The sequence below is a fragment of the Limimaricola soesokkakensis genome (assembly GCF_900172345.1).
Taxonomy (GTDB): domain Bacteria; phylum Pseudomonadota; class Alphaproteobacteria; order Rhodobacterales; family Rhodobacteraceae; genus Limimaricola; species Limimaricola soesokkakensis.
The window spans coordinates 1-25074 of record NZ_FWFY01000007.1; the positions used below are offsets into that span (position 1 = coordinate 1).

General features: G+C 67.3%; 26 protein-coding genes, 1 tRNA gene and 1 rRNA gene. 11 read left to right on the top strand and 17 right to left on the bottom strand.

Translation table 11 applies throughout. The annotated features are described in order from the left end of the window. The 3 genes from rrf to LOS8367_RS11785 form a co-directional block, all read left to right on the top strand. Window positions 1-91: ribosomal RNA gene (gene rrf, locus LOS8367_RS11775) — 5S ribosomal RNA — on the top strand; the annotation flags it as partial. 50 nt (window positions 92-141) lie between these two features. Next, window positions 142-218: transfer RNA gene (locus LOS8367_RS11780), tRNA-Met, on the top strand. Window positions 219-757: 539 nt separating this feature from the next. Continuing rightward, complete coding sequence (locus LOS8367_RS11785) at window positions 758-1246, top strand: putative pterin-binding protein (protein ID WP_085896723.1); 489 nt, start codon at window positions 758-760, stop codon at window positions 1244-1246. 11 nt (window positions 1247-1257) lie between these two features. Here LOS8367_RS11785 and LOS8367_RS11790 read toward each other — a convergent pair whose 3' ends face one another. Then, window positions 1258-1668: a hypothetical protein gene (locus LOS8367_RS11790; RefSeq protein ID WP_085896724.1), complete on the bottom strand. Its 411-nt coding sequence runs from the start codon at window positions 1666-1668 to the stop codon at window positions 1258-1260. A gap of 254 nt (window positions 1669-1922) precedes the next feature. Here LOS8367_RS11790 and LOS8367_RS11795 point away from each other — a divergent pair, with 254 nt between their 5' ends. Then, complete coding sequence (locus tag LOS8367_RS11795) at window positions 1923-2312, top strand: hypothetical protein (protein ID WP_085896725.1); 390 nt, start codon at window positions 1923-1925, stop codon at window positions 2310-2312. Window positions 2313-2318: 6 nt separating this feature from the next. Here the strand turns inward: LOS8367_RS11795 and LOS8367_RS11800 are convergent, their stop codons facing one another. Next, window positions 2319-3470 carry a THUMP domain-containing class I SAM-dependent RNA methyltransferase gene (locus tag LOS8367_RS11800; RefSeq protein ID WP_085896726.1) on the bottom strand — a complete coding sequence of 384 codons (1152 nt, stop codon included), beginning with the start codon at window positions 3468-3470 and terminating at the stop codon, window positions 2319-2321. A 244-nt stretch (window positions 3471-3714) separates the two neighbouring features. Here LOS8367_RS11800 and LOS8367_RS11805 point away from each other — a divergent pair, with 244 nt between their 5' ends. Together LOS8367_RS11805 and LOS8367_RS11810 are read left to right on the top strand one after the other, a co-directional pair. After that, window positions 3715-4896: an ammonium transporter gene (locus LOS8367_RS11805; protein WP_085896727.1), complete on the top strand. Its 1182-nt coding sequence runs from the start codon at window positions 3715-3717 to the stop codon at window positions 4894-4896. Between the two features lie 76 nt (window positions 4897-4972). Continuing rightward, entirely contained in the window at window positions 4973-5344 is a 372-nt protein-coding gene (locus LOS8367_RS11810; RefSeq protein WP_085896728.1) for a rhodanese-like domain-containing protein, read from the top strand. 55 nt (window positions 5345-5399) lie between these two features. Here LOS8367_RS11810 and LOS8367_RS11815 read toward each other — a convergent pair whose 3' ends face one another. Continuing rightward, window positions 5400-6194, bottom strand: a complete 795-nt coding sequence (locus LOS8367_RS11815; RefSeq protein ID WP_085896729.1) for an SDR family NAD(P)-dependent oxidoreductase — start codon at window positions 6192-6194, stop codon at window positions 5400-5402. Between the two features lie 152 nt (window positions 6195-6346). Between LOS8367_RS11815 and treZ the strand changes: the two genes are divergently transcribed. The 3 genes from treZ to glgX all read left to right on the top strand — a co-directional run bounded on the left by treZ (window position 6347) and on the right by glgX (window position 12858). After that, a complete protein-coding gene (gene treZ / locus LOS8367_RS11820) occupies window positions 6347-8110 on the top strand; it encodes a malto-oligosyltrehalose trehalohydrolase (protein WP_085896730.1) in 1764 nt (587 codons plus the stop codon). Then, window positions 8107-10515 carry a malto-oligosyltrehalose synthase gene (gene treY, locus LOS8367_RS11825; RefSeq protein ID WP_085896731.1) on the top strand — a complete coding sequence of 803 codons (2409 nt, stop codon included), beginning with the start codon at window positions 8107-8109 and terminating at the stop codon, window positions 10513-10515. The genes treZ and treY overlap by 4 nt, the downstream gene beginning before the upstream one ends. Before the next feature lie 177 nt (window positions 10516-10692). Beyond that, entirely contained in the window at window positions 10693-12858 is a 2166-nt protein-coding gene (glgX, locus tag LOS8367_RS11830) for a glycogen debranching protein GlgX (RefSeq protein WP_085896732.1), read from the top strand. Window positions 12859-12939: 81 nt separating this feature from the next. Here the strand turns inward: glgX and LOS8367_RS11835 are convergent, their stop codons facing one another. After that, window positions 12940-14244, bottom strand: coding sequence for a dihydrolipoyl dehydrogenase family protein (locus tag LOS8367_RS11835; protein ID WP_085896733.1), 1305 nt, complete (start codon window positions 14242-14244; stop codon window positions 12940-12942). 190 nt (window positions 14245-14434) lie between these two features. Here LOS8367_RS11835 and LOS8367_RS11840 point away from each other — a divergent pair, with 190 nt between their 5' ends. Then, window positions 14435-15289: an SDR family oxidoreductase gene (locus LOS8367_RS11840; RefSeq protein WP_085896734.1), complete on the top strand. Its 855-nt coding sequence runs from the start codon at window positions 14435-14437 to the stop codon at window positions 15287-15289. A 45-nt stretch (window positions 15290-15334) separates the two neighbouring features. Here the strand turns inward: LOS8367_RS11840 and LOS8367_RS11845 are convergent, their stop codons facing one another. Further along, window positions 15335-15835: a GNAT family N-acetyltransferase gene (locus LOS8367_RS11845; protein WP_085896735.1), complete on the bottom strand. Its 501-nt coding sequence runs from the start codon at window positions 15833-15835 to the stop codon at window positions 15335-15337. Then, window positions 15835-16644, bottom strand: a complete 810-nt coding sequence (locus LOS8367_RS11850) for a division plane positioning ATPase MipZ (protein ID WP_085896736.1) — start codon at window positions 16642-16644, stop codon at window positions 15835-15837. The genes LOS8367_RS11845 and LOS8367_RS11850 overlap by 1 nt, the downstream gene beginning before the upstream one ends. Window positions 16645-17018: 374 nt before the next feature. On the opposite strand from LOS8367_RS11850, the gene LOS8367_RS11855 reads away from it, so the two are divergent. Then, entirely contained in the window at window positions 17019-18293 is a 1275-nt protein-coding gene (locus LOS8367_RS11855) for a DEAD/DEAH box helicase (protein WP_085896737.1), read from the top strand. Between the two features lie 59 nt (window positions 18294-18352). Here LOS8367_RS11855 and LOS8367_RS11860 read toward each other — a convergent pair whose 3' ends face one another. From LOS8367_RS11860 to ffh, 11 genes are all read right to left on the bottom strand, one after another. Further along, window positions 18353-18865 (bottom strand): hypothetical protein, encoded by a 513-nt coding sequence (locus LOS8367_RS11860; RefSeq protein WP_085896738.1) that lies wholly within the window; start codon window positions 18863-18865, stop codon window positions 18353-18355. A 247-nt stretch (window positions 18866-19112) separates the two neighbouring features. After that, window positions 19113-19334 carry a 50S ribosomal protein L31 gene (rpmE, locus tag LOS8367_RS11865; RefSeq protein WP_085896739.1) on the bottom strand — a complete coding sequence of 74 codons (222 nt, stop codon included), beginning with the start codon at window positions 19332-19334 and terminating at the stop codon, window positions 19113-19115. Window positions 19335-19345: 11 nt separating this feature from the next. Continuing rightward, window positions 19346-19738 (bottom strand): 50S ribosomal protein L19, encoded by a 393-nt coding sequence (rplS, locus tag LOS8367_RS11870; protein ID WP_085896740.1) that lies wholly within the window; start codon window positions 19736-19738, stop codon window positions 19346-19348. A 52-nt stretch (window positions 19739-19790) separates the two neighbouring features. Beyond that, complete coding sequence (gene trmD, locus LOS8367_RS11875) at window positions 19791-20621, bottom strand: tRNA (guanosine(37)-N1)-methyltransferase TrmD (RefSeq protein ID WP_085896741.1); 831 nt, start codon at window positions 20619-20621, stop codon at window positions 19791-19793. Window positions 20622-20687: 66 nt separating this feature from the next. After that, window positions 20688-20852 (bottom strand): DUF1328 family protein, encoded by a 165-nt coding sequence (locus LOS8367_RS11880; RefSeq protein WP_017929173.1) that lies wholly within the window; start codon window positions 20850-20852, stop codon window positions 20688-20690. An 83-nt stretch (window positions 20853-20935) separates the two neighbouring features. Next, complete coding sequence (rimM, locus tag LOS8367_RS11885) at window positions 20936-21445, bottom strand: ribosome maturation factor RimM (protein WP_085896742.1); 510 nt, start codon at window positions 21443-21445, stop codon at window positions 20936-20938. Between the two features lie 61 nt (window positions 21446-21506). Then, complete coding sequence (bluB, locus tag LOS8367_RS11890) at window positions 21507-22157, bottom strand: 5,6-dimethylbenzimidazole synthase (RefSeq protein WP_106535069.1); 651 nt, start codon at window positions 22155-22157, stop codon at window positions 21507-21509. Then, entirely contained in the window at window positions 22157-22519 is a 363-nt protein-coding gene (rpsP, locus tag LOS8367_RS11895) for a 30S ribosomal protein S16 (protein WP_085896744.1), read from the bottom strand. The genes bluB and rpsP overlap by 1 nt, the downstream gene beginning before the upstream one ends. 42 nt (window positions 22520-22561) lie before the next feature. Continuing rightward, entirely contained in the window at window positions 22562-22858 is a 297-nt protein-coding gene (locus LOS8367_RS11900; RefSeq protein WP_085896745.1) for a chorismate mutase, read from the bottom strand. Next, window positions 22855-23373, bottom strand: a complete 519-nt coding sequence (locus LOS8367_RS11905; RefSeq protein WP_085896746.1) for a GNAT family N-acetyltransferase — start codon at window positions 23371-23373, stop codon at window positions 22855-22857. Before LOS8367_RS11905 ends, LOS8367_RS11900 begins: the two co-directional genes overlap by 4 nt. Further along, on the bottom strand, window positions 23370-24866 hold the full coding sequence (gene ffh / locus LOS8367_RS11910) for a signal recognition particle protein (RefSeq protein ID WP_085896747.1): 1497 nt from the start codon (window positions 24864-24866) through the stop codon (window positions 23370-23372). Before ffh ends, LOS8367_RS11905 begins: the two co-directional genes overlap by 4 nt. Between the last annotated feature and the right edge of the window lie 208 nt (window positions 24867-25074).

Consider the following 25074-nt stretch of genomic DNA (forward strand, 5'->3'; position numbering starts at 1 on the left):
ACACCCGATCCCATTCCGAACTCGGCCGTTAAGTGCCGTCGCGCTGATGGTACTGCGTCTCAAGACGTGGGAGAGTAAGTCACCGCCAGACCTAGTAAAGAACATCAAAACATTCTCTCTGAACGATGCAAAACATCCTGTCGCGGGATGGAGCAGCCCGGTAGCTCGTCAGGCTCATAACCTGAAGGTCGCAGGTTCAAATCCTGCTCCCGCAACCAGATCCACCAGCATAGAGACAAACCGTGCGTCAGGCGCATGACCTGAAGGGCCAAGGCCGCCTCGGAAACGCTCCACTGGAGCGTTTCAGGCCGTGGCGGGCGGAGCCCAGGCGCAGGTTCAAATCCTGCCCCCGCAACCAACTTCAGCGAACACGCCGCAGCCTCATAGCTCGCGGCGTTTTTGCTTTCGGCGGCTCCCAGCATCGAAGCCAGCTTGCCCTGAAGCTCGACCGTATGGCCAAGCACTCGGAACTTTGTTGTCGAGGCTGATCTGCCAACTCGACGACCTGCCAGTATGCTCCGACACTGCGACACCGCTAGCTGGGCAGGGCGCCTGGTGGCAGGCCGAAGAGGTCGGTGTAGCTCGCCTGAGCCAACCATACGTCCTGCGGCAGCGGGTCATGCCGACGTCACGCGTTGGGGTTGAGGCTCGGCTGACACGATCGTGATAAAACTGCGGGCCGTGGCGGCGAAAGTTTGGCGGCGTCTGGCGTCTGATGTTCAATCCGCTCAGAAAATTCCAACCCCGAAGGCTCCTCATGATCCGATCGCATCTGCTCACCGCGCTGTGCCTGTCGCTGGCGCTCGCAACTCCTAGCTTGGCTCAGGAAACACCCGAAGCTGCCGATGAGCTGGTTTTGCAGGCCGAGGGCGGGGAGCCTGCGACCTTCGATCTCGAGGCGCTCAAGGCAATGCCGGTGACAGAGTTCGAGACCAGCACCGTCTGGACCGACGGGGTGATCCGCTTTACCGGCGTGGCGCTCGCGGACCTGCTGGAGGATGCCGATGCCGAGGGCACGGTGATCCGCGCCATGGCCCGCGACGGCTATGCGGTCGAGATTCCCGTAACCGACGCCGTGCCGGGCGGCCCGATCGTCGCCTACCAGATGGATGGCGAGCCCTTGGACGTTGAGATGATGGGGCCCTACTGGATCATCTATCCCTATGACAGCGACGAGGCCTACAAGGCCAAGGAGTTCGAGGATCGCAGCATCTGGCAGCTGAAATCCCTGACCCTAACCGACTGAGCCTTCCAGGCTCAGCTTGGCGAAAGGCCGAGTTTCTCGACGAAGCGCATCTCGGCCGCGGCGTCGGCCAGCGCATTTATTGCCATCATGGCCGCCATGAAGGCGGCCATGCATACGGCATGGTTCACACCCGTCTGGATCAGCCGCTTTCGACGCGTATCGGCGCGGGCGAAGATCGGAATTTCGGGACGCAGCAGGAAGATCGAGGCGAGATAGGCGAAGAGAAGCGCCGACAGGACCCAGTGCAGCGCCTTGAAGCCCCATAGCCCGGTCTCCAGCGCGATCAGTCGCGCCAATCCGACGAGAAGCCCCCAGCGCAGCACGGTGAAGGTCTCGGTGGCGGCGGTCTCCAGTCGGTCACCGACGAAACGGCGCCACCGGTCATCGGAGAGCTGGTCCAGCCATCTTCGTAGGCGGCCCATCATCGCCTCCCTCGGAAAGGGGCGCTCTCATTGAACACCTTCAAAGGCCCGCTGCATAGGCTGCCGGTCAGTTTGGCTCGGGCATTAACTGAAACTTAACACATGTAGGGACTGGATATCACCGTTGGGGGCGATTTGATCGCCCACGGGCCGAGCGAGCGGCCGCACGCATCCGAGAGTTGTTGTCTGTACGGTATTGCTCTCTTTTCGCGGTGCGGCTGCCCGCTATCTCCGCCCGCAGGGAGGAATATGTCATGACGGTGGACACGGGGAGTTCCCTTGCGAGGATCGAGATGCTCGACGCGGGCGAGGTCGCGGCTCGGCTCGGCCGGTGGGTTCCGCTCGGCGCAAGCCTGGCGCGGTCCTGGGCCGAAGCCGGGCGGATCGTCGGGGTGACGCAGGGCGCGAGGCGGCTCTACCCGGCCTGCCAGTTCGACGCGGTGGGCCTGCCTCTGCCGGTGATGCGCGACCTGATCCTGGTGCTGCGCCCGGGCATGTCGGACGCGGCCATCCTGTGCTGGCTCGGCACGGACTGCCCAGCATTGCAGGAGGCACGACCCGCCGAGCTGTTGCCGGTCCGACCCGATGCGGTGCTGGATGCGGCGCGTCTCATGGCGACAGGGCGGGCGCCCGCCGCCGCCTGATCGGTGTCAGGTGATCGGCGGCGCGGTGAAGAGCGTAATCTTCAACCCGCCATGCGGCACCGGCGGTCCCCACGGGGTCACCGGAAGGCCCGTGGCACGGGCGAGCCCCGCCTCGCTGGTGACGATGCCGACGCGCCAGCCCCGGAAATTGCGGCGCAGCGTCTCGCCCAGCGCGCCATGCAGCCCGTACAGCAGCTTCTTGTTGCCGATCCGCCCGCCATAGGGCGGGTTGACGATCACAAGGCCAGGCGGCCCCTCGAGCGGTGCAGCGTCGCTCACCGCCGCGTGGTGGAACGTGGCAAGATCGCCGAGCCTGGCGCGGGCGGCATTAGCGTTGGCGCCCGCGACCGCGCCGGCGTCGCGGTCCGAACCTGCAAAGCGCAGTTCCGGCGTCGCGGAGCCGCTCGCGGCGTCGCGAAGGGCCTGCCAGCGCGTCGCATCAAAGCTCGCCAGCCGCTCGAAGGCGAAGCCGCGCGACAGGCCGGGGGCGCGTCCGGCGGCGATCGACGCCGCTTCGAGCACGAAGGTGCCCGAGCCGCACATCGGGTCATAGACCGGCTCGCGGCCGTCATAGCCACAGGCGCGCAGGAACAGCGCCGCCAAGGTCTCGCGCATAGGCGCCTTGCCGACGAACTGCTTGGTGCCGCGCCGGTGCAGCGGCGCGCCGGAGCTGTCGAGGCTGAAGATCACCTCGTTGTCCTCGATCCGCACCTTGAGCGTCAGCGCCTCGATCCCGGCCTCGGCGTCGCTCTCCTCGTCCTGCACCGTGTCGCCGGCGATCCGCGCGCCGAAGGCTTCGAGCGCCGTCTCGATCCGCTGCTTCGCGGCACCCGCGTGGTAGATCTTGGAGCGGCGGCAGCTCACATCGACGCGCACCGTCTCGCCGGGGCGCAGCAGTTCGGCCCATGGAAACTTGTGCGCCCGCTTGTCGAGCTGCGCGAGGTGGAAGGCCATGAAGGAGCCGATCCGCACCAACACCCGGCCCGCACCGCGCAGTTCGAGATTGGCGCGCCAGACGTCCTCCCATCCGCCGCGCGTGGTGACGCCACCGGGTACGGGTGTGGGCGTCAAGAACCCCTTCTCGCGGGCCTCCTCGGCCAGTAGCGGCTCCAGCCCCGGCGGAGCCTGCAAGAAGATCTCGAATGTGCTGTCGGTCATGCGCGTCCCATAGCTGTATCGGGCGGCTGCCGCGACGGGTTTCTCACTCTGGCGCAGCAGAGCGGGGAATTCCTTCGAAGCGGATATTCGGGACACTTGCCCGCAGAAGCGCACAAATATCGGGCAAAGCCCGTACTGCCCCCGAATTGCGCAGCGTCACGGGGCGATGCCGTTTATTTGGCCGCTTCCGTCAGCTTTCTCACGGCAACTTCCCCTCTCGTGGATCGTCGAAAGGAATCATCGAATGAATGGAGCGGATACGGCGTGGATCATCACTGCCACGGCGCTTGTGCTGTTCATGACCCTGCCCGGGCTGGCGCTGTTCTATGGCGGGCTGGTGCGCGCCCGCAACGTGCTGAGCGTCTTCATGCATTGCTACGCCATCGCCTGCCTGATGAGCGTGCTTTGGTTCGCCTTCGGCTATTCCATCGCCTTCGGCCCCGACACGGGCGGGCTCTGGGGCGGCCTCGGCAAGGCGTTCCTTGCGGGTGTCGACGCGAACAGCCTGTCGGGAACGCTGCCCGAGATCCTGTTCTTCGCTTTCCAGATGACCTTCGCGATCATCACCCCGGCGCTGATCGTCGGTGCCTATGTGGAGCGGGCGGGCTTCGGCTTCGTGCTGCTGTTCTCCGCCCTGTGGATGCTCATTGTCTATGCGCCCGTGGTGCATTGGATCTGGGGCGGCGGCATGCTGACCGATGGCGGCATCTTCGGCGAAATCGGCGTGCGCGATTTCGCGGGCGGCATCGTGGTGCACGAGACCGCCGGTCTCGCGGCGCTGCTGTTAGCGCTGTTTCTCGGCCCGCGCCGCAGCACCACCACGCCGCCGCACAACCCCGGCTACGTGATGATCGGGGCGGCGATGCTCTGGGTCGGCTGGTTCGGCTTCAACGGCGGCAGCCAGCTCGCCGCCGACGGCGGTGCCGCGATGGCGATCACCGTCACCCATCTGTCGGCCGCCACCGCTTCACTCACTTGGGCATTGTGGGAGAAGTTCAAGTTCGGCAAGGCCTCTCTCGTCGGCCTCGTCACCGGCACCATCGCGGGGCTCGCCTCGATCACCCCGGCCTCGGGCTTCGTGGGCCCGGTCGAGGCGCTGATCATCGGCGCGGTGGCGGGCGTTCTGTGCCAGGAGGCCGTGCACCTGTTCCGGGTGAAGCTGAAGATCGACGACTCGCTCGACGTCTTCGCGGTCCATGGCGTGGGCGGCATCTTCGGCACGATCATGATCGCGGTCTTCGGCGCGGGCACGTGGGCCGCGCAGCTCGGCGGCCTAGCCGTGGTCGGTCTCTGGACCGTGGTGGCGACGGTGGTGCTGATCAAGTTGGTGGGTTTCGTGACGCCGCTCAGGGTCAGCCGCGACATCGAGACCGAGGGGCTCGACCTCGCGGTGCACGGCGAACGGGCCTACGACGCCGCCTCTTGAGGGCGGCTCGGGACAGGCTAGATTTCGCGGCGCGGCACCCTCGGGAGTCGCGCCGTTTTCAACTCAGGGGGCATCCATGAAGACCGCCAAGGACTATCTCGACGAGGCCAATGCGCAGGTCACGCGCATTCCGGCCAAGGAAGCCATCGGCAAGCACGGCGGCGACGCGCTGTTCGTAGATGTGCGCGACTCGGGCGCCATCGCCAAGACCGGCACCATCAAGGGCGCGCTGCGGGCGCCGCGTGGCTTCATCGAGTTCATGGCCGACGAGAACAGCCAGTTCCACGAGCCGAAATTCCGCAAGGATGCCGATATCCATCTCGTCTGTGGCGCTGGCGGGCAGGCCGCACTGGCGGGCAAAACGCTCAAGGAGATGGGCTTCGAGAAGGTCACCAATATCGGCGGCATCGGCGACTGGAAGGAAGCCGGCGGCCCGATGGAGGACTGAACCCTTCCTCGGTCGAGGAGCAGGGGCCGCGCCGAAGCCGCGGCCCCTTCGCGCGTCAAATGTTCATCGTGCCGACGGAGCCGCCGTCGACCCGGTAGGCCGAACCCACGGTGAAGCTGGCACGATCCGAGCACAGCAGCGCGATGACCGGGGCGACCTCCTCCACCTTGCCGCGACGGCCCAGCGTCAGGAACGGGCGCTCCTCCTTGAGGAAGCTCTCGATCGCCTCCTCCTTGGACACGCCCAGCTCCTTGGCGCGCTTTTCCATCATGCCGTCGGTCATCGGCGTTTCGATGAAGGCGGGCGAGACGGTGTTGAATAGCACGCCCTTGGGCGCATAGGGCATCGACACGCATTTGGTAAAGTTCAGAAGTGCCGCCTTGGCGGCGTTGTAGACCGCCTCGTCGGCATAGGGCTGCACCGCGTTTTCCGACGTCACGAAGACGACCCGGCCCCAGCCCTTCTCGACCATACCCGGCACCAGCGCGCGGCTGAGACGGACGGCGGACATGAAGTCGATCTCCCAGGCCTCCATCCAGTCATCATCGGTCATCTCGAGCGGATCGCCCTTGGCGCCGGTGACGCCGGCGGCATGGACGAGGATGTCGCAGCTGCCTTGTTCCGCGAGCTTGTCCTTAAGCGCCGAGATCTGGGCGGTGTCGGTGAGGTCGGCCGCCATGTAGCCCGCGGTGCCGCCGATCTGCCTGTCCGCCTCGGCGAGCGCGTCCTCGTCGATATCGGTGAGGAAGGGATGTGCGCCTTCCTGTATCAGTAGTTTGGCCACTTCGATGCCCATGCCGCCAGAGCCGCCGGTGATGAGGGCGCGCTTGCCCTTGATGCCGAGATCCATGCCATGTTCCGTTCATTGCTGGGATCGGGCCCATGGACCCGTTGCTGGCCCAAGAGCCGCGAAACCCGGCTGGTTCCCCGACAGGATGTCGCGCCGGATGGAACCGGCAGGGGCGCCGGCCTGTTCGCGCTACAGGGGCAAAGAGGACCATCATGACCAAGAACGACACGCCGCCGGCGGCAGGGGCGGCCGCATCTCGCAATCGCTGGGGCGCGCGGCCCGAAGGGAAGGGTCAGTGGCAATTCGGCCTATGGGCTCCCGCGGCCGAGAAGGTCGCACTCTGGCTCGACGGCTCCGAAACACCCATGACCCAAGACGATGACGGCTTCTGGAGCCTCGCGGCCAAAGCCGATCCGGGTCTCGAATACGCCTTCGTCATCGACGGCGAACGCCGTCCCGATCCGGCCGCGCGGCAGCAGGCGGGCGACGTGCATGGCCCCTCACTGCTGGTCGATACCGCAGCCCGGAAGTGGCGCTCGGAATGGAGCGGACGCGCTTGGGACGAGGCGGTGATCTACGAGATGCATGTCGGCACCTTCACCGAGGAAGGCACATTCGCCGCCGCCGCGAAACGGATGCAGGAGCTGGCCGATCTCGGCATCACCGCGATCGAGCTGATGCCCGTTAGCCAGTGGCAGGGCGCGCGCGGCTGGGGATATGACGGCGTGCTGCCTTACGCGCCGCACCCGGCCTATGGCACCCCCGAGGACATGCAGAAATTCGTCGAGGCGGCGCAGGCCGCCGGGATGATGGTGATCCTCGACGTGGTCTACAACCACTTCGGCCCCGACGGCGCCTATCTCCATGCCTATGCGCCCGAGTTCTTCGAGGAAGAGCGCCACACGCCCTGGGGTGCCGCGATCGACTTCACCGAACCGGCCGTGCGCGAGTACTTCATCGAGAACGCGATCTACTGGCTGCGCGACTACCGGCTCGACGGGCTCAGGCTCGACGCGGTGCACCAGATCATCGACCCCTCGCCGCATCATTTCCTCGTCGAACTGGGCGAGCGCGTGCAGGCGCTCGATCTCGATCGGCCGCTGCATCTGATTACCGAGGACGAGCGCAATGAGCCCGAACTGCGCGACACCGGCTGCTACGTCGCAAGCTGGAACGACGACTACCACCATTCGGTACACACCGCGCTCACCGGCGAGTCCGAGGGGTATTACGCCCCGTTCGCGCATGATCCGATCGGCGATCTGGTCCTGGCGCTGTCCCGGGGCCACGTCGAAGAAGGCCAGCCCCGCCACGGCAAGGAAACCCGCCGGGGCCGTCCGGCATCGCATTTGCCGTGGACCGGTTTCGTCAATTCCAACCAGACCCATGATCAGGTCGGCAACCGGGCCTTGGGCGAACGGCTGATCTCGCTCGCCGATCCGCGCGGGGTCGAGGTGGCGCATGCGATGCTGCTGACCGCGCCATTCATCCCGATGCTGTTCATGGGCGAAGAGGTGGGCGAGACCGCCCCCTTCCTGTTCTTTTGCGACCACGATGGCGAACTGGCGCGGCTTACCCGCGAGGGGCGGCAGAGGGAGTTCAAGGATTTCCTGAGCTTTGGTGAAGAGGTGCCGGACCCGAACGCTCCGGAAACCTTCGAACGCTCGCGCCCGTTCCGAGGCGATCCTGCGCATATGGAGCATTGGCGCGATCTCACGCGGCGCTTGCTGTCGCTGCGCGCCGAGCGCATCGTACCCTTGATGAAATCGGGCCGGGCAGGGCCCGCGCGCGTCACCCGCACCGGGCCGCGCGCGATCTCCGCCTGCTGGCCCTTCGCAGAGGGGCTCGTCGTGGCGCGTATCAATCTCGGTTCACCACCCGACACCCCGCCCACCGCCGAGCCCGAGGATTTCACCATCGGCGATCCCGCCGCCGATCCCTTTGCCTTTTCCCTGATCGTGAGCCCGCATAAATGAACGCTGCCCCGCTTCCCCGCGCCACTTATCGTCTGCAGCTGCGCGAGGGCGTCGATTTCGATACCGCGCGGCGGCTCGTGCCCTATCTGGCCGGGCTCGGCATCAGCCATCTCTACCTTTCGCCGATTTTCACCGCGGCCTCGGGGTCGACCCATGGCTACGACGTGACCAACCCGGCCGAGATAGATCCCTGCATCGGAGGCCGCGCGGGCTTCGAGGCGCTGGCCGAGGCAGCCCGGGCGGCGGGGCTCGGGATCATCCTCGACATCGTGCCCAACCACACCGCCTTCCATCTCGAGAACCCGTGGCTGCGCGACGTGCTGCGTCACGGCCAGGACAGCCGCTACGCGCGCCATTTCGACATCGACTGGGGCAAGGGGCGGCTGGTGCTGCCCTTCCTCGGCCAGCCCTTCGACGAGATGCTGGAGGCGGGCGCCTTCCGCCTCGAGGAAGGCGATGAGGGGCCGCAGCTCGCCACCGAGCATTTCGCGGTGCCGATGTCGCAGGGCACGCTGCCCTCGGAGGAGATGCGCCGCGATCCCGAGGCGATCCGCGACGCCCATGCCGCCCAGCCGTGGCGGCTGACTCATTGGGAGTACGAGCGCGACGGCGTCACGCATCGCCGCTTCTTCAACGTCACCGGGCTGATCGGCATGCGGGTCGAGGACGAGGCGGTGTTCGAGGAGATGCACGCGCTGCTGTTCGAACTGCTCGAAAAGGATCTGGTGCAGGGCATCCGGCTCGATCACATCGACGGGCTCGCCGATCCGGCGGCCTATCTGCGCCGCCTGCGCGAGCGCGTCGGCGATACACCGATCTGGATCGAGAAGATCCTCACCGGCGACGAGACCGTGCCGGCCTCATGGCCGATCCAGGGCACCACCGGCTACGAGGCGGCGCGGGCGATCTCGCGCATCCTCACCGATGCCGATGGGCTGGCGCGGCTCGACGAAAGCTGGCGCCGCGAGACCGGGCGCGAGGGCAGCTTTCACGACGCGCTCAAGACCGCCAAGCACGAGGTGATCCGGCAGGAGCTGGCAGCCGAGCTGCACCAGTTGATCGACATGGCGCGCACCGCCGTGGGTCCCGAGGATGCGCTGGAAATCGGCGACGAGGCGCTGCGCGAGGCGATCATCGCGCTGCTCGTGGCCTTTCCGCGCTACCGCACCTATTTCGCCGAAGGCGAAGCGCCCTCCGACGAAGAGCGCGCGCTGATGGACAGCGTGACCGCCGAGGCGGGCGAGGGGCTGCGCACGGACGCCACGGTCAAACGGATCGCGGGCCTCATCACCGATCCTGAAACCCCCGAGGAGCGGGCCCTGCAGGTGCGTTTCCAGCAGGTGACCGGCGCGCTTCTGGCAAAGGCGCATGAGGACACGGCGGGTTTCCGTTGGAACCGCTACATCGCCGCCAACGAGGTCGGCGCCGATCCCGACGAGCCGACCATCACGCCGGAAGAGCTTTCTGGTTGGCTGCAGCGCCGCGCGCCCTCCGAGATGACGCTGACTTCGACCCACGACACCAAGCGTTCCGAAGATGCGCGGATGCGGCTTGTAGCAATCAGCCATTTGCCCGAGGCGTTTCTGGCGCTTTGGGAGCACAGCGAGGATGTCGACGGTGCACATGACATCGATCCGAACCTGCGCTGGTATATCCTGCAGACGCTGCTGGCGATGTGGGAGGCGGGGCGCGGCGACATCGCCGAGCGGCTGGGTCAGCATGTCGAGAAGGCGATGCGCGAGGCCAAGGAAGTCACGACCTGGACGCATCAGAACCAGGAGGCCGAGGCCGATGCTCAGCGCTTTGCCAAGGCGCTGGCGCTGAGCTGGGAGGGTGAGCTGCCCGCCGGTGCGGGCCAGCTGATGGCACGCGGCGAGGCGCTGTCACTGGCACAGGCCGGGCTCAAGCTCGTCATGCCGGGCATCCCCGACATCTATCAGGGCACCGAGCTGGGGGCGTTCCAGCTGACCGATCCGGACAACCGCATGGCCGTGGATTTCCGTGCCGTCGCGGATCTCGCGATCCGGGGCGCGCCCGACTGCTTCGAAGGGGAGCTGACGCTCGACGAGATCCCCGGTGCGGCCGATTCCGACGGGCCGGATCCCGAGCCGGCCCCCGATCTCGACAGCTTCGCGGGCCGCAAGGCGCGGCTGATCTGTCACGGGTTGGCGCTGCGCCGCCGGATGCCGGGCTTCTTCGAGCAGGCCGAAACCCGGCTCGAAACCTTCGGCGATGGCCATCTGGTGCTGACCCGGCAAAGCGGCGAGGGTCGGTTGGAGCTGCGCATCGACCGCCAAGGCCACGGCCTGCCCGAAGCGGCGCGCGAAGCCGAGCGGATCTGGCCGCGGCACGAGGCCGATCTCGACGCACCGGTCTGCATCGATTGGATCGCGGCGGCGGGCTGATCCCCGGCCCACGGAACCGGGCTGCCGTTGCCGCGTTGCTGCGGCAGCCTCCAATCCGTGCGGGGGCCGTTCACGCGTGCCCCGCATCTCCAAGTTCCACCCCCTCCGGCGCATGCCCTCGCGCCGGTCAGCCGCGCCGCTCGTCTCCGAGCGCCGCCACGGAGTTCAGACATCCCGATGGCCAAGGACATCCAACCGAACCTGCCCAGCTTCGATCTCGCAGCCTCGCGCTCGGATGAGCTGGGCGCGAATTACGACGGCTACGGCACCAATTTCGCGCTCTGGTCCGAGAACGCGACCCGGGTGCAGCTCTGCCTCTTCGACGACGAGGGCGAAGAGCAGATCGCCTGCCTCGACATGCCGCGCATGGAGGGCGGGATCTGGCATGGCTACCTGCCCGATATCGGACCGGGCCAGGTCTATGGCTACCGGGTGCACGGGCCATGGGCGCCGGAAGAGGGGCACCGCTTCAATCCCAACAAGCTGCTGCTCGACCCCTATGCCCGCGAGCTCAAGGGCGACATCAAGTGGGACCCGGCGCTGTTCGGCTACACTCAGCCGGGCGATGACCTTCAGGGGCCCGATCCGCGCGATTCCGCGCCCTTTATGCCCAAGGGCGTGGTGGTCGACACCGATTTCGACTGGGAGGCCGACAGCGCGCTGCGTCGCCGCTGGCAGAACGGGCTGATCTACGAGACCCACGTCAAGGGTGCGACGATGCGCCATCCGGACGTGCCCGTGGAGGATCGCGGCACCTTCGCGGGTCTTGCCTCGGACGCCTTCATCGATCACCTGACCCGGATCGGCGCCAGCGCGGTCGAACTGCTACCGATCCATGCCTTCGCCAATGACGGTCATCTCGTCGACAAGGGGCTGTCGAACTACTGGGGCTACAACACGCTGTCCTTCTTCGCGCCGCACAAGCCCTACTTGAAATCGGGCTTCTACCGCGAGGTGAAGCAGGCGGTGAAGAAGTTCCACGCCGCCGGCCTCGAGGTGATCCTCGACGTGGTCTACAACCACACCTGCGAAGGCAACGAGATGGGGCCGACCCTGTCGTTCCGCGGCATCGACAACGCCTCATACTATCTGCTGTCGCCCGAGAACCCGCGCCACAGCTTCGACACCACCGGCACCGGCAACACGCTCAACGTGGCGCATCCGATGGTGCTGCGCATGGTGCTCGACAGCCTGCGCTACTGGGTGCAGGTGATGCATGTCGACGGCTTCCGCTTCGACCTTGCCTCGACGCTGGGCCGCGAGGCGCAGGGCTTCGAGCGCGAGGGGTCGTTCTTCGCGGCGATCCGTCAGGACCCCGTGCTCTCCAAGGTCAAGTTGATCGCCGAGCCTTGGGACATTGGCGATGGCGGCTATCAGGTCGGCGGCTTTCCCTGGCCGTTCCGCGAGTGGAACGACAAGGCGCGTGACGACATCCGCGCCTTCTGGCGCCGCGATCAGGGGCTGGTGCCAGCCATGGCGGAGCGGCTCTTGGGCTCGCCGGTGCAGTTCAACCACTCGCACCGCCCGGCCACGTCCTCGATCAACTTCATCGCCGCGCATGACGGCTTCACGCTGTGGGACACCGTCTCCTACAACGAGAAGCACAACGATGCGAATGGCGAGGACGGCAAGGACGGCCACTCCAACAACCTCTCCGACAATATGGGAGTCGAGGGCGCGACCGACGACGAGACCGTCAACGAAAGCCGCGTCCGTCGTGTGAAGGCGATGCTCGCCACGCTGCTGATGAGCCAGGGCGTGCCGATGATCCTCGCCGGTGACGATTTCGGCCAGACCCAAAACGGCAACAACAACGCCTATTGTCAGGACAACGAGATCACCTGGCTCGACTGGGAGAACAAGCGCGACGAGATCACCCGCGCGGTGGCCGACCTCATGGCGTTCCGCAAGGGCGAGGGCGGCCTGGCGCGGCTGCGCTTTGCCCGCGCGCCCGAGGATGCCCCCGATGGCGGCCCGACCGTCACTTGGCGCCACCCCGAGGGGCGCCGGATGGAGTCCGGCGATTGGGAGAATCCCGAACTGAGCTGCTTCGGCATGCGGCTGGTGCCGCATAGCGAGGGGCGCGAGGTGATGGTGGTGCTGAACTCGGGCGATAATTGCGAGTTCAAGCTACCCAAGGGCGGCTGGCGTCGCGCCATCGACACCACGCTGGACCCGGTGAGCTGCGACACGCCCGAGCAAGGCGTGGTCGGCGTCGGCTGGCAATCGGTGGTGGTCTGGGTGCCTGATCCCGAGGCGGAGATCGAAGCCGAGGACGAGGACGAGGTCGCGGAGGCTGATGCCGCTGGCGAGAGCAAGGCCGCCAGCGCCGAAAAGGGCTGATCCCCAGACGAGACCCTGTAAAGGAACGCCCCCGTGTCGCGAGACACGAGGGCGTTTTCTCAATGTACCAGCAAAGGGGCCTCAGCCCATGGCTTCCTCGGAGGTCGAGGGGTGCACGCCCAGCGCCCGGCGTATCGTCGCGCGGTCGGGACGGTGCAGCAACATCTGCGCGGCCCAACCGATCGCTTCATGCGCGCCCTCGGCCACGAGCGAGACCGAGGTGACCGCCGCTTCGGAGCCGCCCAGCCCCCAATAGTCCTGCGCTGCATCCGAGCGCAGCGCCGCCGATAGCGGAGACAGCGTGTTCTCCTCGAAGATATCTTCCTTCGAGGGCTGTCCGACCTCGGCCACCGGCGGCAGCACATAGGCGGACGTAGCGACATGGCGCAGATCGACCGGGGAGCGGTAGTCCCCGAAGAGCTGCAGCGCCAGCGTCTCGCCATCGCTTGAGGCGACCGGCGTCAGCGGCAACCGGTCGGCACAGTCGCCCACCGCATGCAGGCCGGGGAGCGAGGTCTCGAACCGCTCGTCGATCCGGATCACCCCTTTTTCGGTAAGCGCCACGCGCGCCTTCAGATCGCCCAGCGCCTCGAGGTTCGGCGCCCGCCCGGTGGCGGCCACGACCTTGTCGACCGACAGCACGCTATCGGCATCGAGCACGAGCTCCAGCCCGTCATCGCCGCGCCGCACCGCCTCGGGCGTGCAGGAGGTGACGATCCGGATCCCCTGCGCCTGCATGTTGGCCTGACCGACCAGAGCGGCTTTCTCAGAGAACTCGGTCAGCACGCGCTCGGTATCCGTCACCAGCGTCACGCGCACCCCCATCGCGGCATGGATCGCCGCCATCTCGCAGCCGATATAGCCGCCGCCGATGATCGCCATGGCGCGCGGCAGCTCGGTCCAGTTCAGCACTTCGTCGCTGTCGCAGGCCAGCTCGGCGCCGGGCATGTCGGGCTTGATCGGGTGGCCGCCCGTTGCCAGCACGATGCGGGGTGCCCGCAGACGCTGGCCCTGGATCGTGACCTCGCCCGGCGCGGTCAACTCCGCCGTCTCCTCGATCAGCGTGACACCCGCCTCGTGCAGCTTGTCGCGGTAGCTCTGGCGGATGTCTTCGAGCTTGGCGGCACGCGCGGCGCAGAGCCGCGGCATGTCGACTTGCGGGGTCGGACCAAGAAGCCCGGCGCGGGTCAGCCCGGTGCCCCGGTGCAGCGAGTCGGCCACGGTCCAGAGCATCTTCTTTGGCACGCAGCCGCGATTGACGCAGGTGCCGCCCAGCTTGTCGCGCTCGATCAGCGCGATCTTGCGCCCGTGCCCCGCCGCGTGGCGCGCAAAGGACAGCCCGGCGGAGCCGCCTCCGATGACGATCGCGTCGTAGTCCGTATCCATGGGCGCTCCTCCTGCGGGTCAGGTTGGCAACCGAAGGGCAGGGGCGCGGGTTCCGGATCGGCAAGGGCGGCGGATCGCCGCGCGACGGCCCCGAGGACGTCCCCCGACCGGGAACCCCGTCTTCCCGCTGCCGTTGTCGACATGAATACCCCCCACCCCGAAAACGACACTCCGAACCGGGAGATCGATCATGACCGAACCCAAGGACATGCCCGCGCAGAGCCAGGATCACATGCCGGGCGACGAGCACGAGATGCATCCCGCCCCCGACTACCGCCCGCGCCATCCCGGCGTCGGCAAGCTCAAGGGCAAGGTCGCCCTCGTGACCGGTGGCGACAGCGGTATTGGCCGCGCCGTCTCGGTGCTCTTCGCGCGCGAGGGCGCGAGGCTCGCCATCGCCTATCTCGAAGAGGACCGGGACGCCGAGGAAACCAAGCGGCTGGTCGAGGAAGAGGGCTCCGAGGCGCTGCTGATCCGCGGCGATCTGGGCCAGAAGGGGCATTGCGAAAGCGCCGTCGCCAAAACTGTGGAGCGATACGGCCAGCTCGACGTGCTGATCGTCAACGCCGCGCAGCAATGGCTCGATGACGGGCTCGAGGACATCTCGGAGGAGCGGCTGCGCCGCACCATCGACAGCAACATCATGCACCCGATGTTCATCACCCAGGCCGCGCTGCCGCATCTGAAGGAGGGCGACGCGGTGGTCTACACGACCTCCGTCAACGCCTTCAAAGGCAATGCCGGTCTCGTCACCTATTCGACCACGCGCGGCGCGACGTTGGCGCTGTCGCGCTCCATGTCCTCGGCACTGGCCGAGAAGGGCATCCGCGTGAACGCCGTGGCACCGGGGCCGATCTGGACCCCCTTCATCCCGGGTTCGATGCCGCCCGACAAAGTCGAGGGCTTTGGCAAGAACACGCCCTTGGGCCGGCCCGGGCAGCCTTGGGAGGTGGCCACCTCCTACCTGTTCCTCGCCTCGTCCGACGGCAACTACTTCACCGGCCAGACGCTGCACCCCAATGGCGGCAAGATCGTCGGGGCCTGAGGATCGGCGATCGACACGGACAGGGGCGCCGGCGGGTGCCCCTGTTCAGATCGAGTCGTAGCGCTTGCGGATCCTGTCCACCGGCGTGCCGTCCGAGAGCGGCACGGCGCTCAGCAGGTCCCAGTCGTCGAAGCCCATCGCCGCGTAGTAGCGCAGCCCAGCCGGGTTGTCGGCGCGGATCGTGGCATCCATCGCGACGACCCTGGCGGCTTTCGCCGCCACCCGCGTCGCCTCGAACATCGCCCGTCCGATACCTAGACCGGTCAATCCCCGCTGCACGAAGCTGGCGATCACCGCCCAGCCCTCCGGAAGCGGGTCCTCGGGATCGTCCGCCCATACGAGGGACTGGAACCCCACCACGCGCCCATCGAGTTCGGCCACCACGCAGCTGACCAGTTCGTCGGGGGCAAGATAGTGATGCAGCATCCGCGTCGCGTCGAAGGGCCGGCGATGCGCGGTACTGCCGCCCGCTGCGATCAGCGGGTTGAGGATGGCGCACATGGCATCGGCATCATCGGGCCGCGCCGGGCGGATCGATGGCGCCATCAGAACTCCACCTCGACACCGGGCAGGTCGAGCGCGCGCATCAGGTCGCGCAGTTCCTGGCGCGCCGCGACGTTGGAGATGTTGAGATTGCTCACCCCGACATCGCGCAGGTCCAGAAGCGTCAGCCCGCGCGGGAACAGTTCACGGAAGATCACCCGTTCGTTGAAGCCCGGGGCCGAGCGGAAGCCGATCCGCTCCGATAGCCGCGACAGCGCGCTTTCCATCTTCTGCTTGTTGACCATCTGCTGCGCACCGAGCCGGTTGCGCAGCACCACCCAGTCGATCGGGTCGAGACCGGCTTGCGCACGCAGCTGCCGCGCGCTCCAGACCATTTCGGAATAGACCGAAGGCCCGAGGATCGTCTCCCCGTCATTGTCGATCTTAGCCAGCAGGTCGAAGTCGATGAAGCTGTCATTAAGCGGGGTGAGCAGCGTATCGGCTAGCGAATGCGCCACTTGGCTGAGACGGGTATGGCTGCCGGGGCAGTCGATCAGGATGAAATCGCTGTCGTCCTCGAGCTGTGCCACCGCGGCCGAGAGCCGGTGATCCGAGGCGTTCTCGCCCGGCTGCAAGGCCGAGGCGTCGATCTCGGGCAGTTCGACATGGGCGGGCGAGGGCAACTCCAGCCCCGCGCGTTCGCAGTAGCGGCGGCGGTTCTCGATATAGCGCCCCAGCGATTTCTGCCGCAGATCGAGGTCGAGCGTGCCGATCTTGTGGCCCATTCGCGCGAGCGCGGTCGCGACATGCATCGCCACGGTGGATTTTCCGGCTCCGCCCTTCTCGTTGCCGACGACGATGATATGCGCCACGTGTTCCGTCCCCTCCGGCCGCAAGGGGCCGTTCCCGCACTGCTTTCCGGGGTAGGGGATGGCGCCTTACCGCGCAAGTCCCACGCGGCGCGCGAGGGCCCTGCCCATTGACTTGTGCGGCTTTCGGGTCCATCTGCCAGTCCAAGACCGAAGCGCTTGGCCCGCGTGAGCAGCCGCGCCGCCCCCGCAGGATCTGCGCTGGCGCCCGCACCGCTTCGGATCTCAGGTTCCCATTTCACGCAAGGGGCCGCGTCCTGTCGGCGCGTGGGCATTCGGCCCCGCGTGAGTGCAAGGGCGCAACCCGACCGTCGACCCGCATGCCGCGGGTCTGCGCCCATGCCGCGGTGCGTTTCGCGCCGCTTACAAGGATGCACATGGATTTCGACATGCTGGGGCTGGCGCCCCGTCTCGTTACCGCCCTCGCCGAGCAGGGCATCACCGATCCGACCCCCATTCAGACCCAGGCGATCCCGCACGCCATGAACGGCCGCGACGTGATGGGCCTCGCCCAGACCGGCACCGGCAAGACCGCGGCCTTTGGCCTGCCGATGATCGACCGGCTGATGAAATCGGGCGGCAAGCCCGCGCCGAAATCGGCCCGCGCGCTGGTGCTCGCGCCGACGCGCGAGCTGGCCAAGCAGATCGCCGACAACCTGACCGCCTATACCGCCGGCAGCCATCTCAAGACCGTTCTGGTCGTGGGTGGTGCTGGCATCAATGGCCAGATCAAGCGCATGGAAGGCGGCTGCAGCCTGCTTGTCGCCACGCCGGGCCGCCTGATTGACCTTCTCGACCGCCGCGCCGTGAACCTGAGCCAGACCGAGTTCCTGGTGCTCGACGAGGCCGACCAGATGCTCGACATGGGCTTCATTCATGCGCTGCGCCGGATCGCGCCCTTGCTGCCGAAGGAGCGTCAGACGATGCTGTTCTCGGCCACCATGCCCAAGCAGATGGAAGAGCTGGCCTCGGCCTATCTCACCGATGCGGTGCGGGTGCAGGTGAACCCCCCGGGTAAGGCCGCCGACAAGATCGACCAGTCGATCCATTTCGTCGCCAAGGCTGCCAAGACCGAGGTACTGGTCGAGCTTCTCGACCAGCACCGCGACGAACTTGCGCTGGTCTTCGGCCGCACCAAGCATGGCATGGAAAAGCTTTCCAAGCAGCTCGCTGCCGCTGGCTTCGCCGCCTCGGCGATCCATGGCAACAAGAGCCAGGGCCAGCGCGAACGGGCGATCCGCGATTTCCGCGAAGGCAAGATCCGGGTGCTGGTCGCCACCGATGTCGCCGCGCGCGGCATCGACATCCCGGGCGTGCGGCACGTCTATAACTACGAGCTGCCGAACGTGGCAGAGAACTATGTTCACCGGATCGGCCGCACCGCGCGTGCCGGTGCCGATGGCCGCGCCGTGGCGCTCTGCGCGCCCGACGAGATGGGTGAGCTGAAGGACATCGAAAAGGCGATGAAGGCGGCGATCCCGGTCGCCTCTGGCACCCGCTGGGACCCGGTCGAGCCCGAGAAGAAGGGCCGTCGCGGTGGTGGCGGCGGGGGTGGTCGCCGGTTCGGCGGCGGCGCGCCCAAGCCCGAGGGCGTGGCCAAGCCGGGCGGTCGCCCGGCCCGGCGTCGCAGGCCCGCACGCAAGGCCGCCTGAAGACGAAAACGCCGCCCCTCGGGGCGGCGTTTTTCATTTCCGGAAGCTGTTGGAAGCGATCAGACGTCGAGATCGACGCGCGCCCGTGGTTGGGTCGCGCCCAGAAGCCGCGCCCGGAGCGCGGCGCACTGCTCGGCAGTGACGATGTCGAAGCCGCCCGAGGCCGCCCGTGCGCGGTGTTTCTCGGCCAGCGCGCCATGCGGCCGGGCGGCGTGCGCCGCGCCGAATGCGGCCGCGATCTCCGACCAAGGCGCGATGCGGCTCAGCTCGTCCCACTGTGCCACCAGCGCAGGGCCGCGACCTTGGGCGAGCGCATCGGAGACCAGCCGGGCATTGGGCACCAGCATCCAGACCTCGCGGCGGGTTTGGCGGATCGGGCTCGCCTCCTCCCACCGCATGGCACGGGGACGCGCGGCGGCCTTGTGCATGCCATAGGCGGCCCGGCCCATCGTGGCTTTTTCGTGGCGCCCGCGCGGCTCGATCGGGGGCACCCGGCCGAGGATACGCATCATTTCATGATGATCGATCAGGTGGGCCTTGTCGGCGAAGGAACGGGCGCCGGAATGTTGCATCGAAAAAGCCCCTGAAATGACATATTTGTCATGGTCTAGCAGGGTCGAACGCATTGCGACACAATTAGGTGCCGATTGTTGCCCGCAAAACGCCATATTTCGACATCGCCTCGCCATTGTTGTGCGATGCAGGGGCAAATCGGGCGGGTTTTCGGGTCAGGACGGGCGCAGCGTCGCCGCAATTGCGCCACAAATGCAAAACGCCGCCCCGAAGGGCGGCGTTTCCGATTCGCAGAGGCCGGGGCTATCAGAAGCCGAGGCCGGCGTACTTGTTCTTGAACTTCGAGACGCGGCCGCCGGCATCCATCAGGCGCGAGGAGCCGCCGGTCCAGGCCGGGTGCACGGAGGGGTCGATGTCGAGCGACAGCTGGTCGCCTTCCTTGCCCCAGGTCGACTTCATCTTGACGACGGTGCCGTCGGTCATCTTGACGTCGATGACGTGGTAGTCGGGGTGGATGTCCGCTTTCATGTCGGCGCTCCTCAGGCCTGGGCCGCGGCCGTGTCGGCCTTGGGCTTGTAGTTGCTGACTTCGGCGATACGGGCCGACTTGCCGCGACGCGAACGCAGGTAGTAGAGCTTCGCGCGGCGCACGCGGCCACGACGCACCACCTCGATCGAATCGATGTTGGTCGCATAGAGCGGGAAGACGCGCTCGACGCCCTCGCCGAACGAGATCTTGCGCACGGTGAACGAGCCGGCGATGCCGGAGCCGTTCTTGCGGCTGATGCAGACGCCTTCGTACATCTGGACGCGGGTCCGGGTGCCCTCGGTCACCTTGTAGCCGACGCGCACGGTGTCACCGGCCTTGAAGTCGGGAATGGTCTTTCCCAGCGAAGCGATCTGCTCCGCTTCGAGCTGTGCGATCAGGTCCATGCCTGTCACTCCTTGATTGCTCGCGGTTATCTCCGCGAAGTTGCTCGCAACCTCAGAGCTCTCGGTCTTCATCCGGGTCCATACCGCGCGCCGCGCAATATGCCCGCCAGAGATCAGGTCGCCGTTCTTTCGTCAGCCTCTCGGCCATTTCCCGGCGCCAGTCGGTGATCTTCGCGTGATGGCCCGAGAGAAGAACCTCGGGGATCGCACGACCCTTCCAGAGCGCGGGCTTGGTGTACTGCGGGTGTTCGAGGAGGCCGTGGGAGAAGGATTCCTCCTCCGTGGACGCCTGATTCCCGAGCACGCGGGGTATAAGGCGGACCGTCGCGTCGATCAAGGCCTGCGCCGCGATCTCGCCGCCGGTCAACACGAAATCTCCGAGCGAAACCTCGAGGATGCTGTGTTCCTCGATCACCCGCTCGTCCACCCCCTCGAAGCGGCCGCAAAGCAGGATCACCCCGTCCGCCTGCGCCAGTTCCCGCGCCAGTGCCTGATCGAAGCGGCGACCGCGCGGCGAAAGGTAGATCACCGGCGTCACGCCCTTGGCGCGCGCCTTGGCGTCGTCGATGGCGCGGCCGACGATGTCGGGGCGCAGCACCATGCCGGCACCGCCGCCCGCGGGCGTGTCGTCGACATTGCGATGCTTGCCCTCGCCGTAGGGGCGCAGGTCGATCGGCTGTAGCTGCCACAGCCCGTCCTTCAGCGCCTTGCCGGTCAGGCTTTCGCCCAGCACACCGGGGAAGGCCTGCGGAAACAGGGTGACGACCTGCGCGGTCCAGGCCCCGGCCAGGTCCGGAGTGTCGGTCATCAGCTCGCGCGGCTGCGCCGAGGGGCGGGCGCTCAGCCGACCTGCGGCGCGGGAGGGGGGAGGGGTATCGCTCATGGCGACGGCTCTAGCGGATCACGGGCCGCCGGGAAAGATCCCGGCGGCCCGGAGCTTGCTGCGCGATCAGGCCGCGAGGCCGATGATCCCGAACAGCACCAGCAGGAACAGCACCAGCGCGATGATGGCGAGCCACTTGGCCCCGGTAAGCGCGGCGCCGGAGATCCGGCCCATGCCCAGAAGACCGGCGACGGCGGCGATGGCGAGGAGGATCAGAATCCATTCGATCATGTCATAGCCTTTCGGTCTGCGCCCGGAAAAACTCCGGTGCTTCAAGGGCTCAACACGGATGGGTAAGGCGGGTTCCGGGGCGTTCAACCCTCGAACAGGCCCTCCGGCGGATCGGCCACGATGCGCCCCGCCGCGAGATCGACGGTCGGCACGGCGGCGAGCGTGAAGGGCAGCAGAACCGTGGCCTGACCCTGCGGTGGCAGCACCTCCAGCAGGTCGCCGGCCCCGTGGTTGAGCACCGCGCGCACCGTGCCCAAGAGCGCGCCGCCGGTGTCGTGCACCGCGAGACCGATCAGGTCGGCGTGGTAGTATTCGTCGTCGGGCAGGGCCGGCAGCCGGTCGCGCGGCGCGAAGAGATCGGCGCCCTTGAGCGCGTCGGCCTCCTCCTTGGTGGTGATGCCGTCGACCCGGGCGGTATAGGCGCCCGAGCCCTGACCGGTCAGCACGATCTGCCGGAATTCGCGGCCATTGGCGGTGCTGAGCGGCACGTAGTCGACGATCGCCTCGGGGTCGGCGCAGAAGCTCTTGAGCCGCACCTCGCCGCGCACCCCGAAGGCGCCCGCCAGCCGCCCCACGCAGATCATGTCGCGCATGTCATGTCCTCCAAGCCTGTTCTCGCGCGTTGGAACAACAGCCCGGCCCCGAAGGCAAGGCTCAGCGCGTCTCGATGGGCAGGTGGCCGCGCCGGACTTCCCAGCCCTCGGCCTCGAGTTCGGGCACCCGGTCGAGCGCACGGGCGTAACCGACGCAGAGATAGCCCACCAGCGCCCAGCCGGGCGGGATGTCCAGGTCCCGCGCCAGCCGCTCGGGGTCGATGATCGAAACCCAGCCGGTGCCCAGCCCCTCGGCGCGCGCGGTGAGCCAGAACTGGGTGATCGCGGCGACGACCGAGTAGCGCCGCATCTCGGGCATGGTGGCCGCACCGAGGCCGTGGCCCTTGCCAGTGGTCTCGTCGCAATAGACGGCAAGCTGCACCGGCGCGTCGCGCATACCCGACAGCTTGAGCCGCGCATAGAGCGTAGCGCGGTCGCGCGGCTGCCCCGCGAGGGCTTCGGCATTGGCCGTCTCGAAATTGGCGAGCGCCGCGGCGCGGGCACTCTCGCTTTCGACCCGGATCACCCGCCACGGCTCCGACAGCCCGACCGAGGGGGCGGTTAGAAACGAATCGAGGCAGCGCGTCAGCGCTGCCTCGTCCACCGGATCGGTGCGGAACCGGCGCACGTCGCGCCGGCGGTCCATCAGCCGGGCCAGTTCGGCCCGGAACTCCGGCGCGAAGGCGCCGGGGCGTTCCGGGCCATCGCCGATCACTCGGCGCTCTCTTCGGCCGGGGCGGCCTCGCGGGCAGCGCGCTTCTCGGCACGCTCCTTGGCGGCCTTGCCCGGCTCGCCCTTCTTGGGGTTGGAGCGGGTCTTCTTCTCGGAGACGCCGGCGGCTTCGAGCATGCGCGCAACGCGGTCGGTCGGCTGGGCGCCCTTGGCGATCCATTCCTGGATGCGCTCGATGTCCATCTTCACGCGGTCCTCGCTGTCCTTCGGGAGCAGCGGGTTGTAGGTGCCGAGCTTCTCGAGGAAGCGGCCGTCACGCGGCATGCGCGAGTCGGTGGCGACGATCGAGTAGTGGGGGCGCTTCTTGGAACCGCCGCGGGCGAGCCGGATCTTCATGGCCATGGGAGTATCTCCTTGGGTATGGCTGGTGACGGGGACGTCCCGTCAGGATTGATGTTTTTCGTGGTGCTTGATGACTTCCTGGATGATGAAGGCCAGGAATTTCTTGGCGAATTCGGGGTCGAGATCGGCCTCCTTCGCAAGATCGGTGAGCCGGGCGATCTGCGCTTCCTCGCGGATCGGATCGGCCGGGGGCAGGTCGTGCTCGGCCTTGAGCCGGCCGACCGCCTGGGTGTGCTTGAACCTTTCGCCCAGCGTGTAGACGAGGATCGCGTCGAGCCGGTCGATGCTCTCGCGGTGTTCGCGCAGAAGCTGCGCGGCACGGTTGCTGGCCTCGGTCATGGGCGCTCTCCCGTCAGGTCGTGGCGCCAGATCTCGACGGCGGGGCCGTCGGGATCGGCGCGAAATTCGCGGCCCGTGTTCTCGGCGCCGAGGCGGCGTGCGACCGACTGGCTCGCCGCGTTTGCCGGCGCGATCATCGAGGCCAGCTCGCGCATCCCGAGCCGGTCGCGCGCGAAATCGAGAACCGCCCGCCCGGCCTCTGTGGCATAGCCCTTGCCTTCGGCCTCCTCGTAGAGGTGGTAGGCCAGCTCAGGCATCGGCCAGGGTTCGGGACCCCAGAGACCGACGAGCCCGACCGGCGCGCCGCTATCGCGCTCGATCGCGGCCCACATGCCGTAGCCGAGGATCTGCCAGTGGCCCAGATGCAGCGCGATCACCCGCCACGCCTTGTGCCGGGGTGCCGGGCCGCCGACGAAGCTCGACCGCTCGGAGGCGAAGAACTCGCGCTCCGCCGGCAGCACCGACAGCGAAGGCGGCACGAGGTGCAGCCGGTCCGTGGCGAGCGACGGGATCATTTCTTCTTGCCGAAACCGGAGAGGCCCGAGGGCAGGCCCATGCCGCCGCCCATTCCCGGCATCTTGCCCATGCCCGGCGGCAGTTGCTTGCCGAGCATCTTGGCGGCCTTTTCCATCGCCGCGGGGTCGTTCATGTCGGGCATCTCGCCGCCCTTGCCGAACATGCCCTTCATGGCCTGTTTCAGCATGCCGCCCTTGCCCATTTTCTTCATGACATCGGCCATCTGCTTTTGCTGCTTGAGCAGCTTGTTCAGCTCCGACACCTCAAGCCCCGCGCCCTTGGCGATGCGCTTCTTGCGGCTGGCCTGAAGCAGGTCGGGGTTGGCGCGCTCCTTCTTGGTCATGGAGTTGATCAGCGCGATCTGCCGCTTGAGCATGGTGTCGTCGAAGCCCGCGGCCGAAGCCTGCTTGGCCATCTTGCCCATGCCGGGCAGCATGCCCATCAGGCTTTCCATGCCGCCCATCTTGAGCATCTGCTCGAGCTGCATCTTCAGGTCGTTCATGTTGAAGCGGCCCTTCTGGAACCGCTTCATCATCCGCTCGGCCTGTTCGGCCTCGATCGTCTGCTGCGCCTTTTCCACGAGGGCGACGATGTCGCCCATGCCAAGGATCCGGCCCGCGATGCGCTCGGCCTCGAAGGTCTCGATCGCGTCCATCTTCTCGCCGAGACCGACGAAGCGAATGGGCTTGCCGGTCACTTTGCGCATCGACAGCGCCGCACCGCCGCGCCCGTCGCCGTCCATCCGGGTCAGAATGACGCCCGAGACGCCGATCTTGTCGTCGAACTCGGTGGCGACGTTGACCGCGTCCTGACCGGTCAGGCCGTCGACCACGAGCAGCGTCTCGCGCGGGGTGACCGCGTCGCGCACGGCCGCCGCCTGGGCGATCAGTTCCTGATCGATATGCAGGCGTCCGGCGGTATCAAGCATGTAGACGTCATAGCCACCCAAGGACGCCTGCGTCTTGGCGCGCTTGGCAATGGCCACCGGGTCCTCGCCCCTGACGATCGGCAGCGTGTCGACGCCGATCTGGCGGCCGAGAATCTCCAGCTGCTCCATCGCGGCGGGGCGGTTCACGTCGAGCGAGGCCATCAGCACCCGCTTGCCCTCGCGCTCGGTGAGCCGCTTGGCGAGCTTGGCGGTGGTGGTGGTCTTGCCCGAGCCCTGCAGGCCGACCATCAGGATCGGCGCGGGCGGGCTGTCGATCTTGAGCTTGCCCGGGTCGCTGTCGCCGGTGAGCACCGAGACCAGCTCGTCATGCACGATCTTCACGACCTGCTGGCCCGGCGTAATCGACTTGGTCACCGCCTGGCCGGTGGCCTTTTCCTGCACGGCGGCGACGAAATCGCGCGCCACGCTGAGCGATACGTCGGCCTCCAGCAGTGCCACGCGCACTTCGCGCAGCGCGGTACGCACGTCCTCGTCGGAGAGGGCGCCCTGCTTGGTGAGCCTGTCGAAGACGCCTGAGAGGCGGTCTGAGAGCGATTCGAACATGGCGGTCCTTTCCGACCGTTGCGTCAGTCCCGGTTGCCCCATGCGGTTGCGCGCCCGTGGGCGCAACGCGCTGACGGACGGCGATCCCCGCAATGGCCGGGGACCGGAAAGCCTGAGCTTCCGGGTTTGGGGCTCGCAATTACGGCGGATCGCGCTTCCGGTCAAGAGGCGGGAGTCGCTTGGAGGCGGCGGAAATGCATCCTAGAAG